This is a genomic window from Roseomonas fluvialis (assembly GCF_022846615.1).
Lineage (GTDB): Bacteria > Pseudomonadota > Alphaproteobacteria > Acetobacterales > Acetobacteraceae > Neoroseomonas > Neoroseomonas fluvialis.
Window position 1 is genome coordinate 5,234,587 of record NZ_AP025637.1, and the last position, 20,768, is coordinate 5,255,354.

Here is a 20,768-nt window from a genome sequence, read left to right on the forward strand (position 1 = left end):
ATCATCTGCCGGGCGCCTGGCCGGTCTCGCGCGGCATCCGCGGCGTCAGGCCGATTGCCGATGCAGCGCGTCCTTCTTGGCGGCCTGCCACGCGACCCTCGGCCATCCGCCTCGGGTCTGCTTGGGTGAGACCCTAGGCGGCCTTGCCATCCGCCGCGCAGGTCCGCACGCCCAGGATCGTATAGGCCGGGCAGACGCGCAGCACGCCGGTCGCGAGCGGCACCAGCCCCACCAGACCCCACCAGCCGAGCGGCCCCGCCACGCCCAGTGCCAGGATCACCAGCCCCGCCGCGATCCGCAGCGCACGATCCACGCCACCCACATTGCAGGTCATGCCGTCATTCCTTCATCCGGGCCGGTCAAGCCCGGCCACGCGGGGGTTGTCGCTCCGGCGCGGCGGCGCGTCGGTGACGAAGTCACGCCCCGGCAGTGCCGTCCTTGATGCGCAGCAGGCCCGCGGGGTCGAGCGGCGTCACCGCGCCGCGCTCGGTCCGCACCAGCCCTGCCTTCGCGAAGGCCGCGAGGCGGCGGCTGATGACCTCCCGCGCGGTGCCGATGTCGGCGGCGATTTCCTGCTGCGTCGTCGCCACCGTGCCCGGCGCGCGATCCAGCAGATAGGCCGCGAGGCGCGCATCGACGCTGCGGAAGGACAGGTCCTCGATACGCCCCATCAGCGCGCCGAGGCGCGCGGCGAAGCCGGCGAGGACGAAGGTGCGGAAGGCGGCGCTGTCCTGCACCAGAGCGCCGAACAGCGCGGCAGGCAGCAGCAGGCCTTCGCAATCGGCTTCCGCCGTCGCCTCCGCGGAATAGGGTTCCTCGGCGAACAGGCAGGATGTGGTGATGGCGCAGGCCTGCCCCGGTTCGACGCGATAGAGCAGCAGCGCGTGGCCGTCCTCGGCGATCAGGTCGACGCGCGCGCGCCCGGTGCGCAGCAGCACGAAGCCGCGGCAGGGGTCGCCCGGACGGAACAGCGTCGCGCCGGCGGGTGCGCGCAGCGGCAACGCACCGGCGGCGATGCGCGCCCGCGTCGCGGAGTCGATCGTTGCGGGCAGGGCGGTGTCGGGCATGACCATCCGCCGAAGGTGCCGACGCGCCGGGCTTGGCTCAAGGGGCGGGGTGAGGGGCGTTCAGGCAGCGGGCGAACGCCGCGCATGTCCGGCATGGACCGTGCGCACGGCCGCCGGCGGCGACCCGCGGATATGGGCGGGGCCGGTCGCGCCCTTAGCGCCTGGTTCCACCCCGGCGGCGGCGTGGCCCCGCTGGCACAGCGCGGGGGGAAAGACGACCCGCGCGTGAGAAACATCGATTTGCCAGCCCTATTCGCGATATTCTTCATCATCCTTGTCAACGCTCACGCCCGGATAAGCACGGTCCATGCCCCGCGCCGCCATCACCGATGATGCCCGCCTGTCGTCCCGCCCGTCGCTCGGGGGGCGTTTCGCCTCGGCCGGCGTGCGCGCCGTGCTGCGCCGCCGCGCCATGGAGGCGCTGGGCCTGCTGGTGGTGCTCGTAGCGATGGCGTTGCTGGTCGCGCTGGTTACGCACAACCCCGCCGACCCATCCCTGAACACCGCGACAGCGGGCGGCGTGACCAACCTGGCCGGCAGGCCCGGCGCGATCGTCTCGGACATCCTGCTGCAGGGCTTCGGCTTTGCCGGCGGGCTGCCGGCGCTGGCGCTGATCGCCTGGGCCTTCCGGCTGGTGACGCATCGTGGCCTCGGCTCGCCGGTTGCCAGGCTGGGCGGGCTGGTGGCCGGACTGCCGCTGGCCGCGGCGGCGCTGTCGGTGCTGCCCCTGCCGGCCGAGGTGCCGGTCACGGCGGGTCCAGGTGGCGCGATCGGGGTGCTGATCTCGGGCGGCCTGGGGGATGGGCTGGTCGCGCTGATGGGGCCATCGGGGCTGGTCGTGGCGCAGGGTGTGCTCACGGTGGCGGCGGTTGGCGCTGCCTTCATCGCCTGCGGCCTGACGGTCGGCGAATGGCGCGGGGCCGGGCGCGCGGCCGTTGGTGTCGCGGGCCAGGCGGCGGTGGGGGCAAGCCAGGCGGCGGTCGGCGTCGCGCGGTCGGGCGCCGCGGCGCTGCGCCGGCCCGACCCGGATGACGAGGAGCCGCCCCAGGCGCCCGAGCGACCTGGCCTGGTGGCGCGCCTGGCCGGCCGCTTCCGCCGTGCCGGGCGCAATGCGGGCGGGCTGTGGCGACGCGAACCGTCGGTGCCGCTCGGCACCATGCTGCGCGCCGCGGACGAGGCTGCCGCCGCCGTACCGCCGAGCCCGACCGCACCGCCCGCGCCCCTGCCGGGCCAGGCCGGCGATGCGCGCGCCGGGACGGAGCCGCCCCGCACGCCGAAGCTGACGCGCCGCGCCACGCCGTCCGCCGACAGCCAGCGGCGGCCGCCGGAACAACGCGCGCTCGATCTGCGCGACGGGTCGTGGAAGTTGCCGCCACTGGATCTGCTGACCGAGGCACCGGCGCGCCGGTCCGGCGGGCCGTCGGAGGAATCGCTGCAGGCCAATGCGCGGCTGCTGGAATCCGTGCTGGAAGACTACGGCGTGCGCGGGCGCATCACCGAGATCCGCCCCGGCCCTGTAGTCACGCTGTATGAGCTGGAACCGGCGCCGGGGACGAAATCCTCGCGCGTGATCGGCCTGGCGGATGATATCGCGCGGTCGATGTCGCTGATCGCGGTGCGTATCGCGACGGTGCCGGGGCGTAACGTGATCGGCATCGAGATGCCGAATGCCAAGCGCGAGATGGTCTACCTGTCCGAGATGTTCGCCGACGAAGCCTGGGGGCGGAACCAGGCGAAGCTGCCGCTCGCACTGGGCAAGGATATCGGCGGCACGCCGGTGATCGCGGACCTGGCGCGCATGCCGCATCTGCTGATCGCGGGCACGACGGGGTCGGGCAAGTCGGTCGGGATCAATACGATGATCCTGTCGCTGCTGTACCGCTACGGCCCGGACGAGTGCCGGTTCATCATGATCGACCCCAAGATGCTGGAATTGTCGGTCTATGACCGCATCCCGCATCTGCTGGCCCCGGTGGTGACGGAACCACCCAAGGCGATCGGCGCGCTGAAGTGGACGGTGCGCGAGATGGAGCGCCGCTATCGCGCCATGTCGCAGCTGGGTGTCCGCAATATCGGCGGCTACAACGAGAAGGTGGTGGCGGCGCGCGCGCGCAGCGAAGTGCTGACCCGCAAGGTGCAGACCGGCTTCGACCCCGACACCGGCAAGCCCGTGTTCGAGGAACAGCCGCTGGCGCTGGAGCCGCTGCCGATGATCGTGGTGGTCATCGACGAGATGGCCGACCTGATGATCGTGGCAGGCAAGGAGATCGAGGCCGCGGTGCAGCGCCTGGCGCAGATGGCGCGCGCGGCGGGCATCCACGTCATCATGGCGACGCAGCGCCCGTCTGTGGATGTCATCACCGGCACCATCAAGGCGAATTTCCCGACGCGGATTTCCTTCCAGGTCACGTCGAAGATCGACAGCCGCACCATCCTTGGCGAACAGGGGGCGGAGCAGCTGCTCGGCCAGGGCGACATGCTGCACATGCCGGGCGGGCAACGCGTGGCGCGCGTGCACGGGCCCTTCGTGTCCGACACCGAGGTGGAGCGTGTGGTGGAATTCCTGCGCGAACAGGGCGAGCCGCAATACGTCGAGGAAGTCACCGAGGAACCCGACGACGATGGCGGCGCGCTGCCCGGTATGCTGGGGGGCAACACCGATGGGGAGGCGTCGCTGTACGACCAGGCGGTGGCGCTGGTGACGCGGGAGGGCAAGGCCAGCACGTCCTTCGTTCAGCGGCACCTCAACATCGGCTACAACCGCGCGGCGAAGCTGATCGAGCAGATGGAGAAGGAAGGCGTGGTGGGCGCCGCCAACCATGTCGGGAAGCGGGAGGTGCTGGCGCCGGGGCCGCGGGACTGATGCGGACCGCGCTGATCGCCGCGCTGCTGGTCCCGGTGGCCGCCGCAGCGCAGCCCGCCCTGCCGACGCGTGACGTGTCCGTCCAGTACGGTATCGCGGGTGCGGCCGGCAACGGGCCCCAGATCATTCACATGTCCTTCGACGCCGGCGCGCAGCGCATGCGCTTCGACGCGCCCGGCACGCCGGGCTATTCGGTCGTGGACCACGGCACGGGGCAGAGCATCACCACGGTCGACCCCGCCGGCGCCGCCGTGCAGGTTCCGATGCCGCCGAGCCCGCCGGGCCGCCTGCCCAACGGGGGCGCCGTGGCGCAGGGCCAGGGCAGCCTGAACGGCACGCCCTGCACGGTGTGGTCCTTCGCGGCCTCGGGCAGCACGATCTGCGTGGGGGATGACGGCGTGCCCCTGTATGGCGACGGCACGGATGCGGAGGGACGGCCGCGGCGCTTCGCGGCCACGCGGGTGGAGTATGGCCCGCCCTCAGCCGCGCCGCCGGTGCTGCCGCCGGCGGCGCCTATCGAGCGTCGCGCGCTGCCGCCCTCATTGCCGCGCGGTGAATATCTGCCCGGGCTCGGCTACCACTATGGCGCGTACCATTTCGGCGGCGGGTACCACGTCGGGGGCGGGCGGCGCTGAAGCGCTACTACCCTTGCGCCCGCCGCCGCCGCGCTCTGCGGAACGCAAACACCAGGTGCGCCGCATACCCGCCCACTGCAATCCCGATCACCACCCAGGCCAGCGGCCCCACCCAGGCCTCCACCCGGTCGTAGTGTTCTTCCAAAAAGTACCCCGCCAGCGCCAGGAAGGTCAGCCACACCGCCGACCCCAGCGCCGTCCATAGATAGAAGACCGACCGCGGGATCTCGACCATGCCGGCGGGCACCGAGATCAGCGTCCGCACCCCCGGCAGCATCCGCCCGAAGCACAGCGCCACCGGCCCGTAGCGCTTCAGCAGCCCGGTCGCGCGGTCGACATCCTCCTCCTCGACCGCGAACCACTTGCCGTAGCGCGCCACCAGCGGGCGGAAGCGGTCCACGCCCAGCCAGCGGCCGGCCTCGTACCAGGCGATGTTGCCCGCCAGCGTTCCGGCCACCGCCGCCACCAACAGCGGCACCAGCGACAACTCGCCCCGCGCCGCGGCGAACCCCGCCGCCGCCATGATCAGTTCCGACGGAATCGGCGGGAACAGGTTTTCCAGCACCATCAGCAGGAAGACGCCGGGGTAGCCCCAGGACGCGACCAGGTTCGCGATCCACTCGAACATCTATTCCACCTTGAACAGCGAGAGCGTGACCCAGCGCCCGCGGACGTAATTCAAGCCGGTGACCGAACCGAGCTCCCGCACGGCCAGCCCCCGCTCCGCCACAGCCTGGCGGAAGGCCGCTTCCTGCCGGTCGTTCACGGCGGCAATGCGGCCGGGCGCGCCGGCCAGGAATTCGGCCGCCGCCGCACCGTCGCGCAGCAGCCGGATGCCCCCGCCCATGGCGAATTGCAGGGAGGGTTCGTGGTGGCCCACCACGCCGAAGCGGTCGGCGGGCAGCCCCGGCGCGACCTCGGCCACCGTCGCGGCGAGCCGCGGGGAGAGCCACACCGCCTGCAGGCGCGGGATCACGCCTTCCAGCACCGACGCATAGACCGGTACCGCCAGGATTGCCCCGGCCAGCGCCGCGCGCGTCCATTCCGCGCGCCGCGCCATGCCCACCAGCAGCCAGGTCATGGCGAGGCCCGCGGCCAGACCGAGTAGCGCGAAGGGCTCGATCCGCCCCTCCACCCGGAATACGGCATAGCCCGCCACCAGGGGCAGCCCCGTGGCCACGCCACCCAGCGCGATCCCGCCCAGCCAGTCCACCCAGCGCGGCGGCGCCACGCGCAGCGGGTCCATCGCCCAGCGCGCGCCCAGGAGCATCAGCGCGGGGAAGGCCGGCAAGGTGTAGTGCGGCAGCTTGGTCTGCACCGCTTCGAACAGCAGCCAGGTCGGCACCGCCCAGGCCAGCAGGAAGCGCACCGCGGGGGTCATGCGTTCGGCCCAGGCGCCCGGCAGGGCTCGGATCACGATCCAGGCCGACGGGAAGGCCGTGATGCCGAAAATGAAGGCATAGAGGCCGGGCGGGCCCCAATGCGCTTCCTCGCCCGAACCCACCTTGTCGAGCATGTCGCCGCCCAGCGCCTCGGTGAAGAAGCGGCCCTCGGTCGCGATGCCGATGGCGACGAACCAGGGGGCGGCGAACAGCACCATCAGCGGGATGCCCCAGGCCGGCCGCAGCGCCGGCAGCCAGGGCGCGTGCAGGCGCCAGAAGCGCGCGCGCGACGTCCGGTCCATCACCGCCAGCGTGATTCCTGCCAGCAGCGGCACCAGCGGCGCGATCGGACCCTTGAGCAGCACGCCCAGGCCCAGCACCGCCCAGAATGCCGCCGCGGCGCGCGCCGAGAAGGTATCGGGCGACAGATACGCGCGCCCCATCAGCCCCATCGCGATCGTGATGCTCGCCAGCAGCGCCGCATCGGTCTTGGCGATGTGGGTTTCCACCACCAGCACCATGCAGGGGGCCAGCATCGCCGCCGCCACGAAGGCCGCCCTTCGCCCGACCAGCAACCGCCCGAGGAAGCAAGTGGCGAGCACCGCCGCCAGCGCCCCCAGCAGGGATGGCAGCCGATACGCCCAGATGCTGCCCCGCGCCGGGATGCCCGCGGCTTCCAGTGCATGCACCACGCCCGCCTGCGCCCAGTGGATGCCTGCGGGCTTCTTGTTGCGCTCCACGTCACCCAGGCGGATCCGGACGTAGTCGCCGGTGTCGACCATCTGGCGTGTCGCCTGGGCGAACCGCGCTTCGTCGCGGTCGGCGGGCGGGATGGTGAAGAAGCCCGGCAGCCACAGCAGCAGGCACAGCGCGACCAGCCACAGGGCCGGCCGTCGCGTCTCGGGCAGCCGGTCGAGGAAGGCAGCAGCGCGCATCGCGCGGGGCGTCTAGCACGCGGCGCCGGGCGGTGCCATGAAGGGCCGGCGGCGGCGCCCCGGCCGCGACATGGCTCCCGCCAAACCGCCCCAGGACGCCTGCGTGACCCCCAGCATGACCCACGGCACCCTCCCCGCGCCGGACAGCGCAGGCGGCAGCCCCCTGCCGCGGGACGCACGCGCGCACGCGCCAGCCCGCCCTGCCCCCCGTCGCGACGACCGGAGGCCCGGATGACGCCTCCGCCGGGGCTTCCCACCCGCCGCGCCGCGCGCGATTTGATCGCCGCGACCCTCGATGACCGCCGCCCGCTCGAGGAAGCGCTGGACGCGCTGCCTGGGCGGCTCGACCCGCGCGACCGCGCGGCAGCGCACCGCATCGCGGCCATGGTGCTGCGCCGCCTGGGCAGCATCGACGAGGTGCTGGCACCCTTCCTGCGCAAGGAACCACCACCGCCGGCGCGCCACGCGCTGCGCATCGGCGCCGCCGAATTGCTGCTGCTGGACACGCCGCCGCACGCCGCCGTCGCGACGGCCGTGACGCTGGCGCCCAAGGCCTTCGCCGGGCTGGTCAACGCCGTGTTGCGTAAGGTCGCGACCGAAGGCCCCGCAGCGCTGGAAGGGCTGGATGCGGCACGGCTCGACACGCCGGCGTGGCTGTGGTCGGCCTGGCATGCGGCCTATGGCCCAGCGGTGCGCGCGATGGCGGAGGCGCATCGCGGCCCCGCACCGCTCGACCTCACGCCCGCGCTCGGGGCCGAACCGCCCTCCGGTGCCGAGACCCTGCCGACCGGCACCTGGCGCATGGCGCCCGGCACGCGAGTGACCGACCTGCCCGGCTTCGCCGAGGGCCGCTTCTGGGTGCAGGACGCGGCCGCCGCCCTGCCCGCGATCCTGCTGGCCCCCAGGCCCGGGGAACGCATCGCCGACCTGTGTGCCGCACCCGGCGGCAAGACCGCGCAGATCGCCGCGGCCGGCGCCGAGGTCACGGCGGTCGAACGCGATGCCGGGCGCCTCACGCGCCTGGCCGAAAACCTGGCCCGGCTGCGCCTGCCGGCCACGCTGGTGCAGGCCGATGCCGCCGCCTGGGCCCCGCCCGAGCCCTTGGACGCCATCCTGCTGGATGCGCCCTGCACCGCGACGGGCACCATCCGCCGCCACCCCGACGTGGCGCATGCCAAGCGCGCGCGGGACGTGCCCGCGGCCGCCCAGGCCCAGGCGCGCCTGCTGGCCGCGGCCGCCAGGATGCTCAAGCCCGGCGGGCGGCTGGTCTTCGCCACCTGTTCCCTGCAGCCGGAGGAAGGCGAGGCGCACCTGGCGCGCGCCGCGGCCCTCGGCCTGGAGCACCAACCCTGGACCGCCGCCGACCTGCCCGGCCTGCCCGAGGGCATCACGCCGGCCGGCTGCCTGCGCACGCGCCCGGATTTCTGGGCCGGGCGCGGTGGGATGGACGGGTTCTTCGCGATGCGCCTGCGCCGCCCGACCTGAGGCGCTTGCGCCACCGGCGCGCGGCGGGAATGCTGCCGCGCATGGACGCACCGCGCGCTGCGACAGTCCCGACGCTGGCCCGCGACCTGCGGGTGATGGCGCTTGGCGCCCTTGCCATGTTCGGCTTCTACCTTCTGCTGAGCCTGCCGGATGGCGGTCCTGGCCTGCTCGAAGCGGTGCTGGTCGCGTTGCTGGTAGCGGTCCCGATCGCGATCGTGGTGCCGACGAGCCGGCTGCCGCGCGGCGCCTTCCTCACGGTGCTCGCGGTCACGACCCTGGGGGCGCTGGTGCCGGTCGCGCTGCCGTACGATGCCTGGGGGAGCGGGCCGATCGACGCGGCCACGCTGGCCGGGCGGCCGGCGCTGGTGGCCTACCTCGTCGTGCTCCTGGTGTTCTGCGGCGTGGCGCTCGAAGGCCTCCGCCGTCTGATCCGCTGGGACCAGGCCCGCCGCGACGCGGCGTGAACGCGCGCCCGCACCTTCGTGGGCACCGGCCTGCGCTGCGAACAGCCGGCTGGCCGCGGATGATCGAATAGCGGCGCCTGATCGGCCCGCGGAACCGCCCGCAGGTCCCGCCCGGTCGTGGCCGGCGCTACGCCGCGACCAGACCCTCGGCCTTCAGCACTTCCCCCGCCAGGTACAGGCTGCCGCAGATCAGCACGCGGCCGGGCCGACCATCGCGCGCGATCCGCGTCAGCGCCTCGGCCACCGTCGGCCCAGGCCGCGCCACGCCGCCGCTCGCGTCCACGATGTCCTCGACGCTCATCGCCAGGTGCTGGCCGGGCTCGGCCACGGCGGTCAGCGTGGTGGCATACGGGATCAGCGGGCGCAGGAACTCGGCACTCGCCTTGCCCTTCTTCATGCCAACGACCAGGTGCAGCGGGCGATCCCGCCAGGTGTCGAGGTGCGCGGCCAGCGCCACGCCGGCGCCCGCATTGTGCCCGCCATCCAGCCACAGGTCGAAGCCCGGCGGCAGCAGCGCGGCCAGCGCACCCTGCAGCCGCTGCAGACGTGCGGGCCATTGCGCGGCGGCGATCCCGCGCGCGATCGCCGTGTCGGTCAACCAGGCCGGATTCCAGGCCCGCAGCGCGGCGATCGCGATGCCCGCATTCTCCGCCTGGTGCGGCCCCGGCAGGCCCGGCGGCGGCAGGTCGATCGACCCGCGCGCATCGGCGAACAGCAGGCCGCCCTGCACGATGTCACAGCGCCAGTCGCGCCCGCGCATCAGCAGCGGCGCGGCATTGTCGTGCGCGATGCGCTCGATCACGTCGCGCGCTTCGGGCGCGTGCAATCCGGTCGCGCAGGGCACGCCGTGCTTGATGATGCCGGCCTTCTCACCGGCGATGGCCCCCAGCGTGTCGCCGAGGAAATCCATGTGGTCCATCGACAGCGAGGTGATCGCCGTCGCCACCGGCCGGTCGACCACGTTGGTCGCATCGAGCCGCCCGCCGAGGCCGACCTCCAGCACCATCACATCCGCCGGCACGCGCGAGAACAGCAGCAGCGCCGCGGCGGTGGTGATCTCGAACACCGTGATGGGTTCGCCGGCGTTCGCATGTTCCGCTTCCTCGAGCGCGGCGGTCAGGTCGGCATCGGAGACCAGCGTGCCGGCCAGGCGTACACGCTCGTGGAAATGCACCAGGTGCGGGGAGGTGAAGACATGCGCGCGCATCCCCGCGGCTTCGGTGATGGCGCGCAGGAAGGCGCAGGTGCTGCCCTTGCCGTTGGTGCCGGCCACATGCACGACCGGCGGCATGCGGCGTTCCGGATGCCCGAGTGCGGCCAGTGCGCGATGCATACGCCCGAGGCTGAGGTCGATCAGCTTCGGATGCAGCGCGTGCAGGCGCTCGACGATCGCTTCGGCGCGGGACATACGGTCAGCGGCCGAGGCGTGCTGCGCGGCGCGGCGCCACCACCAGGCGCCCACGCGGCTGCGTGATCGCGAACCGGCGGGCGCGTATCGTCATCTGCATGCTCAGGCCTGCGCGGGCGGCGCCGGGTCCTGGGGGGCGGGCAACACAGTCACGTCCTCCACGCTCACCTCCGGCGGACGCAGCACCAGCGGCACGCGCAGCAGGCCGATCACACGCGCGAGCGTGGCGCGCATCTCGCCGCGCTTCACCACCATGTCGAGGATCCCGTGCTCCAGCAGGTATTCGGCGCGCTGGAAGCCCTCGGGGAGTTTCTCGCGCACCGTCTGCTCGATCACGCGTGCGCCGGCGAAGCCGATCAGCGCGTTGGGCTCGGCGATGTGGATGTCGCCCAGCATGGCGAAGGATGCGGTGACACCGCCCGTGGTCGGGTCGCACATCACGACGATGTAGGGCAGCCCCGCTTCCTTCACGAGGCGCGTCGCGATGACCGTGCGCGGCATCTGCATCAGCGACACCGCGCCTTCCTGCATGCGTGCGCCGCCCGATGCGGTGAAGACGATCAGCGGCGCATCCTGCAGCACCGCGAGCTTCGCGGCGGTGACGATCGCCTCACCCACGCCCGCGCCCATCGACCCGCCCATGAAGGCGAATTCGAAGGCGGCGACGACGGCGCGCTGGCCCTCGATGGTGCCATGCGCCACGGCCACCGCATCGTCCATCGCGGATTTCGCCTGCGATTCCTTCAGCCGGTCGGTATAGCGGCGCTGGTCGCGGAAGCGCAGCGGGTCGGCCGGCGCCTTGGGCAGCTCGATGCGGGAGAAGCCTTCATCCAGCGTGCATTCCAGGCGGCGGTTTGCCGAAATCCGCATGTGATGGCCGCAATGCGGGCAGACATTCAGCGCGGCATCGAGGTCGCGGCGGAAGATCATCTGCTCGCAGGCCGGGCATTTGTGCCAGAGGTTTTCCGGCACGTCCCGCTTGAACAGGCCGGAGATCTTCGGCAGGGCCCAGTCGGAAATCCAGTTCATCGGTCGATGCCCTCAAGCGCGGAGGGCACCCGAGGGCGCCCCGTCGCGGCGCCTTATATGGGGCGGCGGGCGCCAGGGCCATATCCGCGCGGCAGCCCGTCACGCAGAAGGGCCGCCCCCTGCCGGGAGCGGCCCTCCGTCAACCCGAAGCGGGGCCCGACCCTTACGCCAGGTCGAAGCGGTCCGCGTTCATCACCTTCACCCAGGCCGCCACGAAATCGCCGACGAACTTCCCGGCGTTGTCGCCCTGGGCATAGACCTCGGCCAGCGCGCGCAGCTGGGAGTTCGACCCGAACACCAGGTCCACCCGCGTGCCGGTCCACTTCACCGTGCCGGTGGCGCGGTCGCGGCCCTGGAATTCCTCGGCCGACTCATCCGTGGGCGACCAGGCGGTGCCCATGTCGAGCAGGTTCACGAAGAAGTCGTTCGTGAGCTGGCCCGGGCGGGTCGTCAGCACGCCGTGCGGCGAGCCGTTGAAGTTGCCGCCCAGCACGCGCATGCCGCCCACCAGCGCGGTCATCTCCGGCGCCGTGAGGCCCAGCAGCTGCGCCTTGTCCACCAGCTGCTCCTCGGCCGAGACCGTGAAGCGCGCCTTGCGGTAGTTGCGGAAGCCGTCGGCCTCGGGCTCGAGCACGGCGAAGCTCGCCGCGTCGGTCTGCGCATCGGTCGCGTCGGTACGGCCGGGGACGAAGGGCACCGTCACGTAGTGGCCCGCCGCCTTCGCCGCAGCTTCGATCGCCGCGCAACCGCCGAGCACGATGATGTCGGCCAGCGACACCTGCTTGCCGGACGTGGCCGAGGCGTTGAACGCCTTCTGCACACCCTCGAGCTTGCCCAGGACGGTCGCGAGCTGCGCAGGCTGGTTCACCTCCCAGTCCTTCTGCGGCGCGAGGCGGATGCGCGCACCATTCGCACCACCACGCTTGTCGGAACCGCGGAAGGTCGAGGCCGAGGCCCAGGCCGTCTGCACCAGCTGTGACACCGACAGCCCCGTCGCGAGGATCGCCACCTTCAGCGCGGCGACATCACCCTCGTCGATCAGCGCATGCGTCACCGGCGGCACCGGGTCCTGCCAGATCAGGTCTTCGGCCGGCACGTCGGGGCCCAGGTAGCGGACCTTCGGCCCCATGTCGCGATGCGTCAGCTTGAACCATGCACGCGCGAAGGCATCGGCGAACTGGTCGGGGTTCTTGTGGAAACGCTCGCTGATGGCGCGATAGGCCGGGTCCATCTTCATCGCCATGTCCGCCGTGGTCATCATCGGCGGGTGGCGCTTGGACGGGTCATGCGCGTCCTCGACCAGGGTCCAGGCGCTGCGGTCGGTCGGGTGCCACTGGTGGGCGCCGGCGGGGGACTTGTGCAGTTCCCAGTCGTAGCCGAGCAGCATGTCGAAATAGCCCATGTCCCAGGTGGTGGGCTTCGGCTTCCACGCGCCCTCGATGCCGGAGGTGATGGCATCGATGCCCTTGCCCGACTTCCAGGTGCTGAGCCAGCCGAGACCCATCGCTTCCATCGGCGCGCCCTCGGGCTCGCGCCCGACCAGCGTCGCGTCGCCGGCGCCATGCGCCTTGCCGAAGGTGTGGCCGCCGGCCACCAGCGCGACGGTCTCCTCGTCGTTCATCGCCATGCGCGCGAAGGTCTCGCGGATGTCGCGGCCGGAGGCGACCGGGTCCGGCGTGCCGTTCGGGCCTTCCGGGTTCACGTAGATCAGGCCCATCTGCACCGCGGCGAGCGGGTTCTCGAGCTGCCGGTCACCGGTGTAGCGCTTGTCGCCCAGCCAGGTGTCCTCGGTGCCCCAGTAGATGTCGTCCTCGGGCTCCCAGATGTCGACGCGGCCGCCGCCGAAGCCGAAGGGCTTCAGCCCCATGGATTCGATCGCGCAGTTGCCGGTCAGCACGAACAGGTCGGCCCAGGAAATGCGGTTGCCGTACTTCTGCTTGATCGGCCACAGCAGGCGCCGCGCCTTGTCCAGGTTGGCATTGTCGGGCCAGGAATTCTCGGGCGCGAAGCGATGCGCGCCGTTGCCCGCGCCACCGCGGCCATCGGCGGTGCGGTACGTGCCGGCCGCGTGCCAGGCCATGCGGATGAAGAACGGGCCGTAATGCCCGTAGTCGGCCGGCCACCAATCCTGGCTGACCTTCATCAGCGCCATGATGTCGGACTTCAGCGTCGCGAGGTCGAGCTTCTTGAATTCCTCGGCGTAGCTGAACGCCTCGCCCATCGGGTTCGACTTGGCGGAGTGCTGCGCCAGGATGCGCAGGTTCAGCGCATTCGGCCACCAATCCTTGTTGGTGCGGGTGCTGAAGCGCGCCGCGACCGGGGTGCCATGCATCACCGGGCACTTGCCGCCGCTGCCCGAGGTTCCGTCCATCATGGTGTCTCTCCGTTCCTGGCTGCGTGGGCCACCCCCGCCGGAATGGGCGGGACGGCCGAATTCCGCCGAAGGCGTGCCGACCTGCGCCGGCACGATGGCGCGTCGTTTCCCATGCCGGCGGCGATTACGGAAGCCCCAAGTTTTGAAGATTGTGATAGTCAGCGCCAATGGTGGCGGCGAGCTGCCGGCCGCGCGCGCCCTGCTTGCGCCAACGCAGCCGCCACGCCGCGCCGCAGCATGGATGCCCCGATGAACCCGCGCGACCTGCGCTACATGATCGCCCTGGCCGAGCACCGCCATTTCGGCCGTGCCGCCGAGGCCTGCCGCGTCTCCCAGCCCACGCTGTCGGTGCAACTGCGCAAGCTTGAGGAATCGCTCGGCGCCGCGCTGTTCGAACGCAGCAGCAAGCAGGTGGTGCCCACGCCGGTCTGCGAGGCGCTGCTGCCCCATGCCCGCATCGCGCTGGCCGAGATCGAGGCGATGTCCGCCCTCGCGCGCGCGCTCGCCGACCCGTTGCGCGGCACGCTGCGCCTGGGCGTCATCCCGACGCTCGGCCCCTACCTGCTGCCGCTGGTCTTCGCGCCGCTGCGCGAAGCGCTGCCCGACCTCACGATCGAACCCTGGGAGGACGTGACCGGCACCCTGCTGGAGAAGCTGCGCGCGCATGAACTGGATGCCGCACTGCTCGCGACCGACCCGGACGCCGCCGACCTGTCGTCGCGCGCGCTGTTCACCGAACCCTTCATCGCCGCGCTACCGCCCGACCACGCGCTGGCGGCGCGGGAGCGTATCGCCGAAGCCGACCTCGCCGCCGACGTGCTGGTGCTGGCCGACGGGCATTGCCTGCGCGACCAGGCGCTGGCGGCGTGTGGACTGCTCGGTCCGGCGACCTCGGCGGACCGGCCTGCGCGCAGGGTTGGTGTGGCGGCTGCGCGCGAAACGCAGGTGCCGCTTGGTGGCGCGCTGCGCGCGGCGAGCCTCGCGACCCTCATCAACATGGTTGCGGCCGGCTACGGCACCACGCTGATCCCCGGCCTGGCGGCGGGTGCAGCGCAGGATGCCGGGATCGTGTTGCGCCCGCTGGCGGCGCGCGCCTCGCGCACCATCCGCATGGTCTGGCGCGCCGCCTTCCCGCGCCACGCGGCGGTCGAGGCCGTGGCGCGCAGCATCGCCGAGCGCCTCGCGCCCTATGCCGCGGCGGCGGAACGGGAGGCGGCGGGTCTGGACCGCGCGCCCGCGCGGGGCCATGTCCCCCGCAGATGAGCCTGACCCTGACCACCACCACCGGATGGCCGCCCGAGGCCGAGCGCGATCTGCGCGCCGCCTTCGAGATCCTGGAGAACCCCTCGCTCGCCGCGCGGCTGGCCTCGGTCGCCGGCATGCCGCTGGAGGCGCTGCGCGCCCGCCTGCCCACGGCAGTGCAGGGCGGGTTGGATGGCGCGGTGCGTGCTGCGCTGCAGCTCGCGATCGCCACCGCGATGCGCTCGGGCCCGTCGGTCTCGCCCCTGCCGGTGCCCTCATCGTGGTTCCATCGCGGCATGGCGGCGGCCTCGGGCGCCGTCGGCGGCGCCTTCGGCTTGCCGGGCACGCTGGTCGAATTGCCGGTCTCGACCACCATCCTGCTGCGCCAGGTGGCCGCGGTGGCGGGTGAGGAAGGCGAAGACCTTTCGGCCCCCGAAGCCGCCGCAGAATGCCTGAAGGTCTTCGCGCTGGGCGGCAGCTCCGCCGCCGACGACGCCACCGAGAGCGGCTACTTCGCCGTGCGCATCGCGCTGGCCGAGGCGCTGAAGGGTGCCGTGGGCCGCACCATCGTGCCCGGCTTCGTCGCGGCGGTGGCGTCGCGCTTCGTGGGACCCATGGGGTTGAAGCTGTCGGCGCAGGCGGCGCCCATCCTGGGCGCCGTGGCCGGGGCCGCGGTCAACATCGCCTTCCTGGAACACTTCCGCGGTGTGGCACGGGGGCACTTCACGCTGCGGCGGCTCGAACGCGAGTACGGCCCGGCCCGTGTGCGCGCCGCCTGGGACGCGCTGGCGAATACGCGGGACGCCCCGTTCCTGGTGGGGTGAGGGTCGCGCGCGGGGGAGGCGCTGCCTCCCCCGGACCCCTCCGCCAAGGGCTTAAGGCCCCTGGATCCCCTGATTTAATCAGGGGGATTTGGCGAGGGGCATCGCCGGTGGCACCGGTGGGGCGGGCACGCCCTGCCCCTCCCCGAATCCCCCGATCAGGTATTGGTGTCCAGAGGCCTTTAGGCCTTTGGTGGGTGGGGTCCGGGGAGGGCAAAGCCCTCCACGCCGCTCGCCCTACAGCCCCATCAGCACCGCCGCGCCCGCGCGCAGTTGCGGCAGGTCGGGGTCGATCGTCGCCGGGATCTCCGCTTCCAGTTCGATCGCGTCCGGGACGGCGAAGCGCAGGCGGCAGGTTTCGCGCAGGTAGCATTCGCCGTGCAGCCCTGGGCCCAGCACGCGCCAGGCGGCTGGGCCGATCGCGTAGCGGGCGAGCATCCGGCGCGTCAGCGTTTCCTCGGGCAGCAGCGTCGCCATCGCGGCATCCGTCTCGCGTCCGTCGCGGAAGCCGAGTTGCCGGCACAACGAGATCCCCTGGTCGTCCGGCGCCGTGCAACCCATCAGGTGCCAGTCGGCCTGCCCGGTGCCGGCGGCGCCGACCGGGACCATGGGGTTCTCGACCGCCGGTGCAATCCGCAGCCGGCGGAACGGCAGGGCGGGCGGCGGCAGCCGCGGGTCGGGCACGATCTCGATCGCGCGCGCCGGCTCCGGCTGCGGCCAGGGCGGATGCAGGCCAAGCCAGCCCTGGGGCACCGTGAGGCTGAACCGCCGCAGCCCAAGGTCGGCCGTCATCACCTGGCCAGGATAGTAGCCGCGCTCCCAACCGCCGGCCTCGCTGAACAGGACATGTTCGGCGTGCTCGGCGGCGACGCGCCCGGGTGTCGCGAACATCCAGCCCGGGCCCAGCACGGGCATCGGCACCGCCAGAACCACCGCCAGCATGGCGGCGCCGCGTCGCCACGGTGCCGGCCCGTGCGGCCGCGCCGCCAGTGCCAGCAGCGCATGCGGCAGGAAGATCGCGACCGAGGGCAGCAGCAGCAGCGCCAGGCCGGCGGCCGTCGCCGCCCGGGGCGGGATGTCGGGGTGGAAGCGCTCGCCGATCGACAGCACCGCGGGCAGCAGCCCCGCCAGCGCCACCAGCAGCCCCACGACATGCGGCCAGGCGCGCGGCGGCGCGCCGTCCTCGGTGGCCTCGCGTCGCGCGATGAAGCGGGCGATCAGCACCACACCCACCGCGCCCGCCGGCAGCGCCAGTAGCGCGGCCGAGAACAGCCCCGCCACCAGGGCCACCGCGAAGATCACGACGCACAGCACGAACGTGACCGCCGCACCGCTCAGCGCACGGCGCAGGTCGGTCAGCGCCAGCACCTGCCACGCCGCCAGCCAGGCCGCCGGCACCATCCAGAATGTGCCGAGCCCGCCGATCACGCTGTCGGGCGGGATCGTCGCCATCGGCCCGCGTGTCAGCGCATCCCAAGCCAGGACCGCAGCGGCCTGCACCGCGAGCAGCAGTGCGAGTCGCGCGACGAGGTCGGGGGTTCCACTGGACATGCCGCGTGCAGCCTACTACGCGGATCGCACCGCAGCCCTGAAGCGCCGCACATGCCTGACGCCCCCGCCGACATCCGCTACGTCGCGAAGAACATGCGGCTGGATCTCCGCCTGATCGCTGAGATGATTCCGCAAGGTGCCAAGCTGCTGGATATCGGCTGCGGCGACGGTGCGCTGATCGAACACCTGGCGCGCGAGAAGCAGGTCGATGCCCGCGGCATCGAGATCGACATGGCGGAGGTGACCAAGGCGGTGTCCTCGGGCCTGGCCGTCATCCATGGCGATGCCGACCATGACCTGGCCTTTTACCCCGATGGCGGCTTCGACTTCGTGGTGCTGTCGCGCACGCTGCAGGCGGTCGAGAAACCGCGTGAGGTGTTGCGCCAAATGCTGCGCATCGGCCGCCACGCCATCGTGTCCTTCCCGAATTTCGGCCACTGGCAGTTGCGCTGGCGGCTGCTGACGCGCGGGCGCATGCCCGACACCGACACCTGGAACCGCCCCTGGTACGAAACGCCCAACATCCATCCCTGCACCATCCTGGACTTCCTGGCGCTGTGCGAGATGGAGGGCTATCGCGTCGAGAAATGGCTCGCGGTCGATGAGCGCGGGCTGAAGGCGCCGTGGCGGCGTTCGGTGCGGCTGGCCAACCTGTTCGGTGAGCAGGCGCTGTTCCAACTGCGCCGCGCGGAGTGATGGCGCGCGCTACGCGGATGGTGCGTCGATCGATGTCGCGCGGCTGAGCCATGATGCGGGGCAGGCTGCGCCAGCGTGCGCCCGACCGGGCATGTGGATGGCACGAACCCGTGGGTTTGGTGAATGCCGCGCGTTGAAGCGGGGTGCATCCCGTCGCGCGTCCGGGCTACGTGCGCACAGGCGCAGGATGACATGTTGCCCGTGTACGTGACGCGGCACGACTTGCGCGCGCTGATGCGTTCGCATGAAGCGTTCACATGAAGCGTGCACAACCACAGGCGTGAATGAAGCGCGCGCAAGCACGAGTTTGGTTGATGCGAGCGCGGCGCCGCGTTTGGGTGACGTGTGCGCCTGCGCGCGTTCGGGTGAATGCCGCGCATTCGCGCGTTGGTTCGAACTGCGCGCGTCCGCGCGCGTGTGCTGCATGGGCGCTTCCGCGCGCCTGGGAACGGTGCGCACCTATGCGCGCCTGAGCATGATGCGCGGCGACGCGCGCCTCAGTGAAATGCGCGCCTTCGCGCGACGAAGCGACCGCAGCCGCCGTGCTGGGTCCGGACGCTTCAGTTCAGCGGGGCGGCCACTGCCGGCACATGCCGCAGGCCGGTCTCGACCGCATGCGTCACGGGCTGCCCGTTGATCAGTGCTGCCGCGAGTGCGGCATGACGCGCGGCCTCGGCATCACCGAGCCGGCGGCATTCCGCCTCCACGTAGGTCAGCATCATGATGATGGCACTGCGGTCGGTGCCTTCCGCGTCAGACTGGGCTTCGAACGTCACATCATCCATCCGCATCTTTCGGTGGCGGCCCGCCCTGTCACAGTCAGGAGAGCGATGCCCCATCTTTAACGCTGCGCTGGCGGCAACCGACAGGCCTCTCACGGTGGCACAGGCGTGATTGACGTCGTTTTCACGACCCTCTCGCGCAGCACGCGATTTGCGGAGCGATACGCTTGCCCGTCGTTAATCCGTTGCGCTGCCGCGCTCTACGAAGGATCGGTCACAGACCGCCATCCGCGCGCCAGGTGCGCGGTGCACGTCGCCGGATCACCAGCCGCGCGGCCGCGACCAGTCGATCGGCGCCATGCGCAACAGCGGCACGCGCGCCGCCGACAGCGTGCCGTCCGTCAGCGCCATCGGCAGTTCCACGCGCGGCGGCCCGCCCTCCGGCGGCGTGCGCGACATCAGCATCAGCACCGTCTGCACGCTGCGCGCAGCAGAGGCATCGACCAGCCCAGCGCGTGCCAACGCCTCGACCGCCGCCGGCGCACCCGCCACACGCAGGCTGCCACGCCCGCGCGGCTGCAGTGCACGATCGAGCGTGAAGGACGCCTGCGCATCGCCCTGCAGCGGTCCCCAGCGCAGCGCCAGCGCCGGGATCTCGAACACGCCCCCGGCGTCCCGCCAGGCCGCGGCCATCGACGCCGGCGGCCCGCGCAGCGGCTGCGCGCCCACCAGCACCGCGTCGGCCGACAGCGCCTCGATCTCGGCGCCCAGCGCCGCGGTCAGCGGCGATGCCGGTGGCTCCAGCCCCTCCGCTTGCAGCGCGAGCGCAACCGAGGGTTCCGACTCGGCAGGCCGCGGCAGCCGGCCGCCCGGGTGGAGCAGAATTCGCGCCGCGCGCAGGCGCACCGGCCCGGCGGGCAGCAGCGCCTCCAGTCCCGCGATATCGAGTTCGACCGGGGGCGCCGGCCCGGCCGCGAGCGGCACCGCCAGCGCGAAGCGACGGGCGGCGAAGGGAATTGCGGTGCCGCCCAGTTCGATGCGCTGCGGCCCGTCGGCCAGGACCTCCAGATGGGTCGGCCGCGGGGCGGCAACCTGCACCACCAGCCGCGCGGCCTGGTGCACGATGCCGGCCTCGTTCGCGCGCGCCGGCGTCTCGATGCGCACCTCCGCCACGCTGACGCGCGCGGCGAACGGCCAGCCGCCACGCGTGGGCGGCTGGTGGGAAATGGTCCAGCCCTCGGCGCGGCGCTGCGTCACCCAGTCGGACATGCCGACGGCCAGCGCGCCGGTCGACCAGGTCCATGCCGCTGCATGCGCGGCCACGGCCAATCCGGCCAGCACGAGCGTCCCGGCGATCATGCGGCGGGCGCGGCGGCGCGGCGGGCGGGGCGGCTTCACGTCGGTCACGGCCCCGGGTATAGCGCCGCGCCCGCCGCGGCGCGACGCTGCCGGGCTGCGGGACAGCGCCATGCAACACGCATCACGAGCGGACGCCGTCGCGCTGCGCGACCTGATCGACGCGGACGGCCACCTGTATGTCTTCGCCTATGGCTCGTTGATCTGGCGGCCTGGCTTCGACCATGCCCGCGCGCATCCGGCTCTGCTGCGCGGCTTCCACCGCAGGTTCTGCCTGTGGTCGCATCGCTATCGCGGCACGCCGGAACAGCCGGGGCTGGTGCTCGGGCTCGACCGCGGCGGCGCGTGCCGGGGCCTCGCCTTCGGGGTGCGCGCGGCGGAAGCGGCGGAGGTGCTCGCCTACCTGGATGACCGCGAACTGCCGGATGGGGCCGAGCAGGTCTACCACCGGCGGATGCTGCCGCTTCGGCTGCTCGACACCGGGCGGATGGTGCGCGCGGTGGCCTATGTCGCGAACCGCGGATGCCGGTTGTATTGCGGCCGGCTGTCGGCCGAACGGGCGGCGGCGGCGATCGCCCAGGGGCATGGCCAGATGGGCGCCAACCGGGACTACCTGCTGAACACGTTGCGGCACCTGCGGCAGATGGGGGTGCGCGATGCCGGGCTCGACCGCATCGCCGCGTTGCTGCCCACCGACGGCGGCGCCAATTTATCCACAGGCTTGATCGTCGGTTAACG

The 20,768-nt window shown here is 72.4% G+C and carries 18 protein-coding genes; 8 read left to right on the top strand and 10 right to left on the bottom strand.

Translation table 11 applies throughout. The features are described from left to right. Positions 1–133 precede the first annotated feature (133 nt). Both MWM08_RS25095 and MWM08_RS25100 read right to left on the bottom strand, forming a co-directional pair. Positions 134–334, bottom strand: a complete 201-nt coding sequence (locus MWM08_RS25095) for a YgaP family membrane protein (RefSeq protein ID WP_244457194.1) — start codon at positions 332–334, stop codon at positions 134–136. A gap of 82 nt (positions 335–416) precedes the next feature. After that, positions 417–1,067, bottom strand: coding sequence for a Crp/Fnr family transcriptional regulator (locus tag MWM08_RS25100; protein ID WP_244457195.1), 651 nt, complete (start codon positions 1,065–1,067; stop codon positions 417–419). A 307-nt stretch (positions 1,068–1,374) separates the two neighbouring features. Here MWM08_RS25100 and MWM08_RS25105 point away from each other — a divergent pair, with 307 nt between their 5' ends. Together MWM08_RS25105 and MWM08_RS25110 are read left to right on the top strand one after the other, a co-directional pair. Continuing rightward, positions 1,375–3,930: a DNA translocase FtsK gene (locus MWM08_RS25105; RefSeq protein ID WP_244457196.1), complete on the top strand. Its 2,556-nt coding sequence runs from the start codon at positions 1,375–1,377 to the stop codon at positions 3,928–3,930. Then, a complete protein-coding gene (locus MWM08_RS25110) occupies positions 3,930–4,565 on the top strand; it encodes a hypothetical protein (protein WP_244457197.1) in 636 nt (211 codons plus the stop codon). Before MWM08_RS25105 ends, MWM08_RS25110 begins: the two co-directional genes overlap by 1 nt. 7 nt (positions 4,566–4,572) lie before the next feature. Here the strand turns inward: MWM08_RS25110 and MWM08_RS25115 are convergent, their stop codons facing one another. Then, positions 4,573–5,193, bottom strand: a complete 621-nt coding sequence (locus MWM08_RS25115) for a DedA family protein (protein ID WP_244457198.1) — start codon at positions 5,191–5,193, stop codon at positions 4,573–4,575. Beyond that, positions 5,194–6,882, bottom strand: coding sequence for an ArnT family glycosyltransferase (locus MWM08_RS25120; protein ID WP_244457199.1), 1,689 nt, complete (start codon positions 6,880–6,882; stop codon positions 5,194–5,196). A 231-nt stretch (positions 6,883–7,113) separates the two neighbouring features. On the opposite strand from MWM08_RS25120, the gene MWM08_RS25125 reads away from it, so the two are divergent. Together MWM08_RS25125 and MWM08_RS25130 are read left to right on the top strand one after the other, a co-directional pair. Continuing rightward, positions 7,114–8,367, top strand: coding sequence for an RsmB/NOP family class I SAM-dependent RNA methyltransferase (locus tag MWM08_RS25125; protein ID WP_244457200.1), 1,254 nt, complete (start codon positions 7,114–7,116; stop codon positions 8,365–8,367). Positions 8,368–8,408: 41 nt separating this feature from the next. Then, a complete protein-coding gene (locus tag MWM08_RS25130; RefSeq protein WP_244457201.1) occupies positions 8,409–8,831 on the top strand; it encodes a hypothetical protein in 423 nt (140 codons plus the stop codon). A gap of 127 nt (positions 8,832–8,958) precedes the next feature. Here the strand turns inward: MWM08_RS25130 and MWM08_RS25135 are convergent, their stop codons facing one another. The 3 genes from MWM08_RS25135 to katG form a co-directional block, all read right to left on the bottom strand. After that, positions 8,959–10,239 carry a bifunctional folylpolyglutamate synthase/dihydrofolate synthase gene (locus MWM08_RS25135; protein WP_244457202.1) on the bottom strand — a complete coding sequence of 427 codons (1,281 nt, stop codon included), beginning with the start codon at positions 10,237–10,239 and terminating at the stop codon, positions 8,959–8,961. 102 nt (positions 10,240–10,341) lie between these two features. Continuing rightward, on the bottom strand, positions 10,342–11,268 hold the full coding sequence (gene accD / locus MWM08_RS25140) for an acetyl-CoA carboxylase, carboxyltransferase subunit beta (protein WP_244457203.1): 927 nt from the start codon (positions 11,266–11,268) through the stop codon (positions 10,342–10,344). A gap of 163 nt (positions 11,269–11,431) precedes the next feature. Next, a complete protein-coding gene (katG, locus tag MWM08_RS25145; protein WP_423816058.1) occupies positions 11,432–13,639 on the bottom strand; it encodes a catalase/peroxidase HPI in 2,208 nt (735 codons plus the stop codon). Between the two features lie 252 nt (positions 13,640–13,891). Between katG and MWM08_RS25150 the strand changes: the two genes are divergently transcribed. Further along, positions 13,892–14,905 (top strand): LysR substrate-binding domain-containing protein, encoded by a 1,014-nt coding sequence (locus MWM08_RS25150; protein WP_244457204.1) that lies wholly within the window; start codon positions 13,892–13,894, stop codon positions 14,903–14,905. Continuing rightward, positions 14,902–15,708 (top strand): EcsC family protein, encoded by an 807-nt coding sequence (locus MWM08_RS25155; protein ID WP_244457205.1) that lies wholly within the window; start codon positions 14,902–14,904, stop codon positions 15,706–15,708. Before MWM08_RS25150 ends, MWM08_RS25155 begins: the two co-directional genes overlap by 4 nt. Positions 15,709–15,942: 234 nt before the next feature. On the opposite strand, the gene MWM08_RS25160 is transcribed toward MWM08_RS25155, so the two are convergent. Beyond that, positions 15,943–17,256, bottom strand: coding sequence for a hypothetical protein (locus MWM08_RS25160; protein ID WP_244457206.1), 1,314 nt, complete (start codon positions 17,254–17,256; stop codon positions 15,943–15,945). 93 nt (positions 17,257–17,349) lie between these two features. Here MWM08_RS25160 and metW point away from each other — a divergent pair, with 93 nt between their 5' ends. Next, entirely contained in the window at positions 17,350–17,952 is a 603-nt protein-coding gene (gene metW / locus MWM08_RS25165) for a methionine biosynthesis protein MetW (protein WP_244460030.1), read from the top strand. A gap of 560 nt (positions 17,953–18,512) precedes the next feature. On the opposite strand, the gene MWM08_RS25170 is transcribed toward metW, so the two are convergent. Both MWM08_RS25170 and MWM08_RS25175 read right to left on the bottom strand, forming a co-directional pair. Next, positions 18,513–18,737: a hypothetical protein gene (locus tag MWM08_RS25170; protein WP_244457207.1), complete on the bottom strand. Its 225-nt coding sequence runs from the start codon at positions 18,735–18,737 to the stop codon at positions 18,513–18,515. 258 nt (positions 18,738–18,995) lie between these two features. Next, positions 18,996–20,081 carry a DUF2125 domain-containing protein gene (locus MWM08_RS25175; protein WP_244457208.1) on the bottom strand — a complete coding sequence of 362 codons (1,086 nt, stop codon included), beginning with the start codon at positions 20,079–20,081 and terminating at the stop codon, positions 18,996–18,998. Between the two features lie 61 nt (positions 20,082–20,142). Here MWM08_RS25175 and MWM08_RS25180 point away from each other — a divergent pair, with 61 nt between their 5' ends. Continuing rightward, a complete protein-coding gene (locus MWM08_RS25180; RefSeq protein WP_244457209.1) occupies positions 20,143–20,766 on the top strand; it encodes a gamma-glutamylcyclotransferase in 624 nt (207 codons plus the stop codon). The last annotated feature ends 2 nt before the right edge of the window (positions 20,767–20,768 follow it).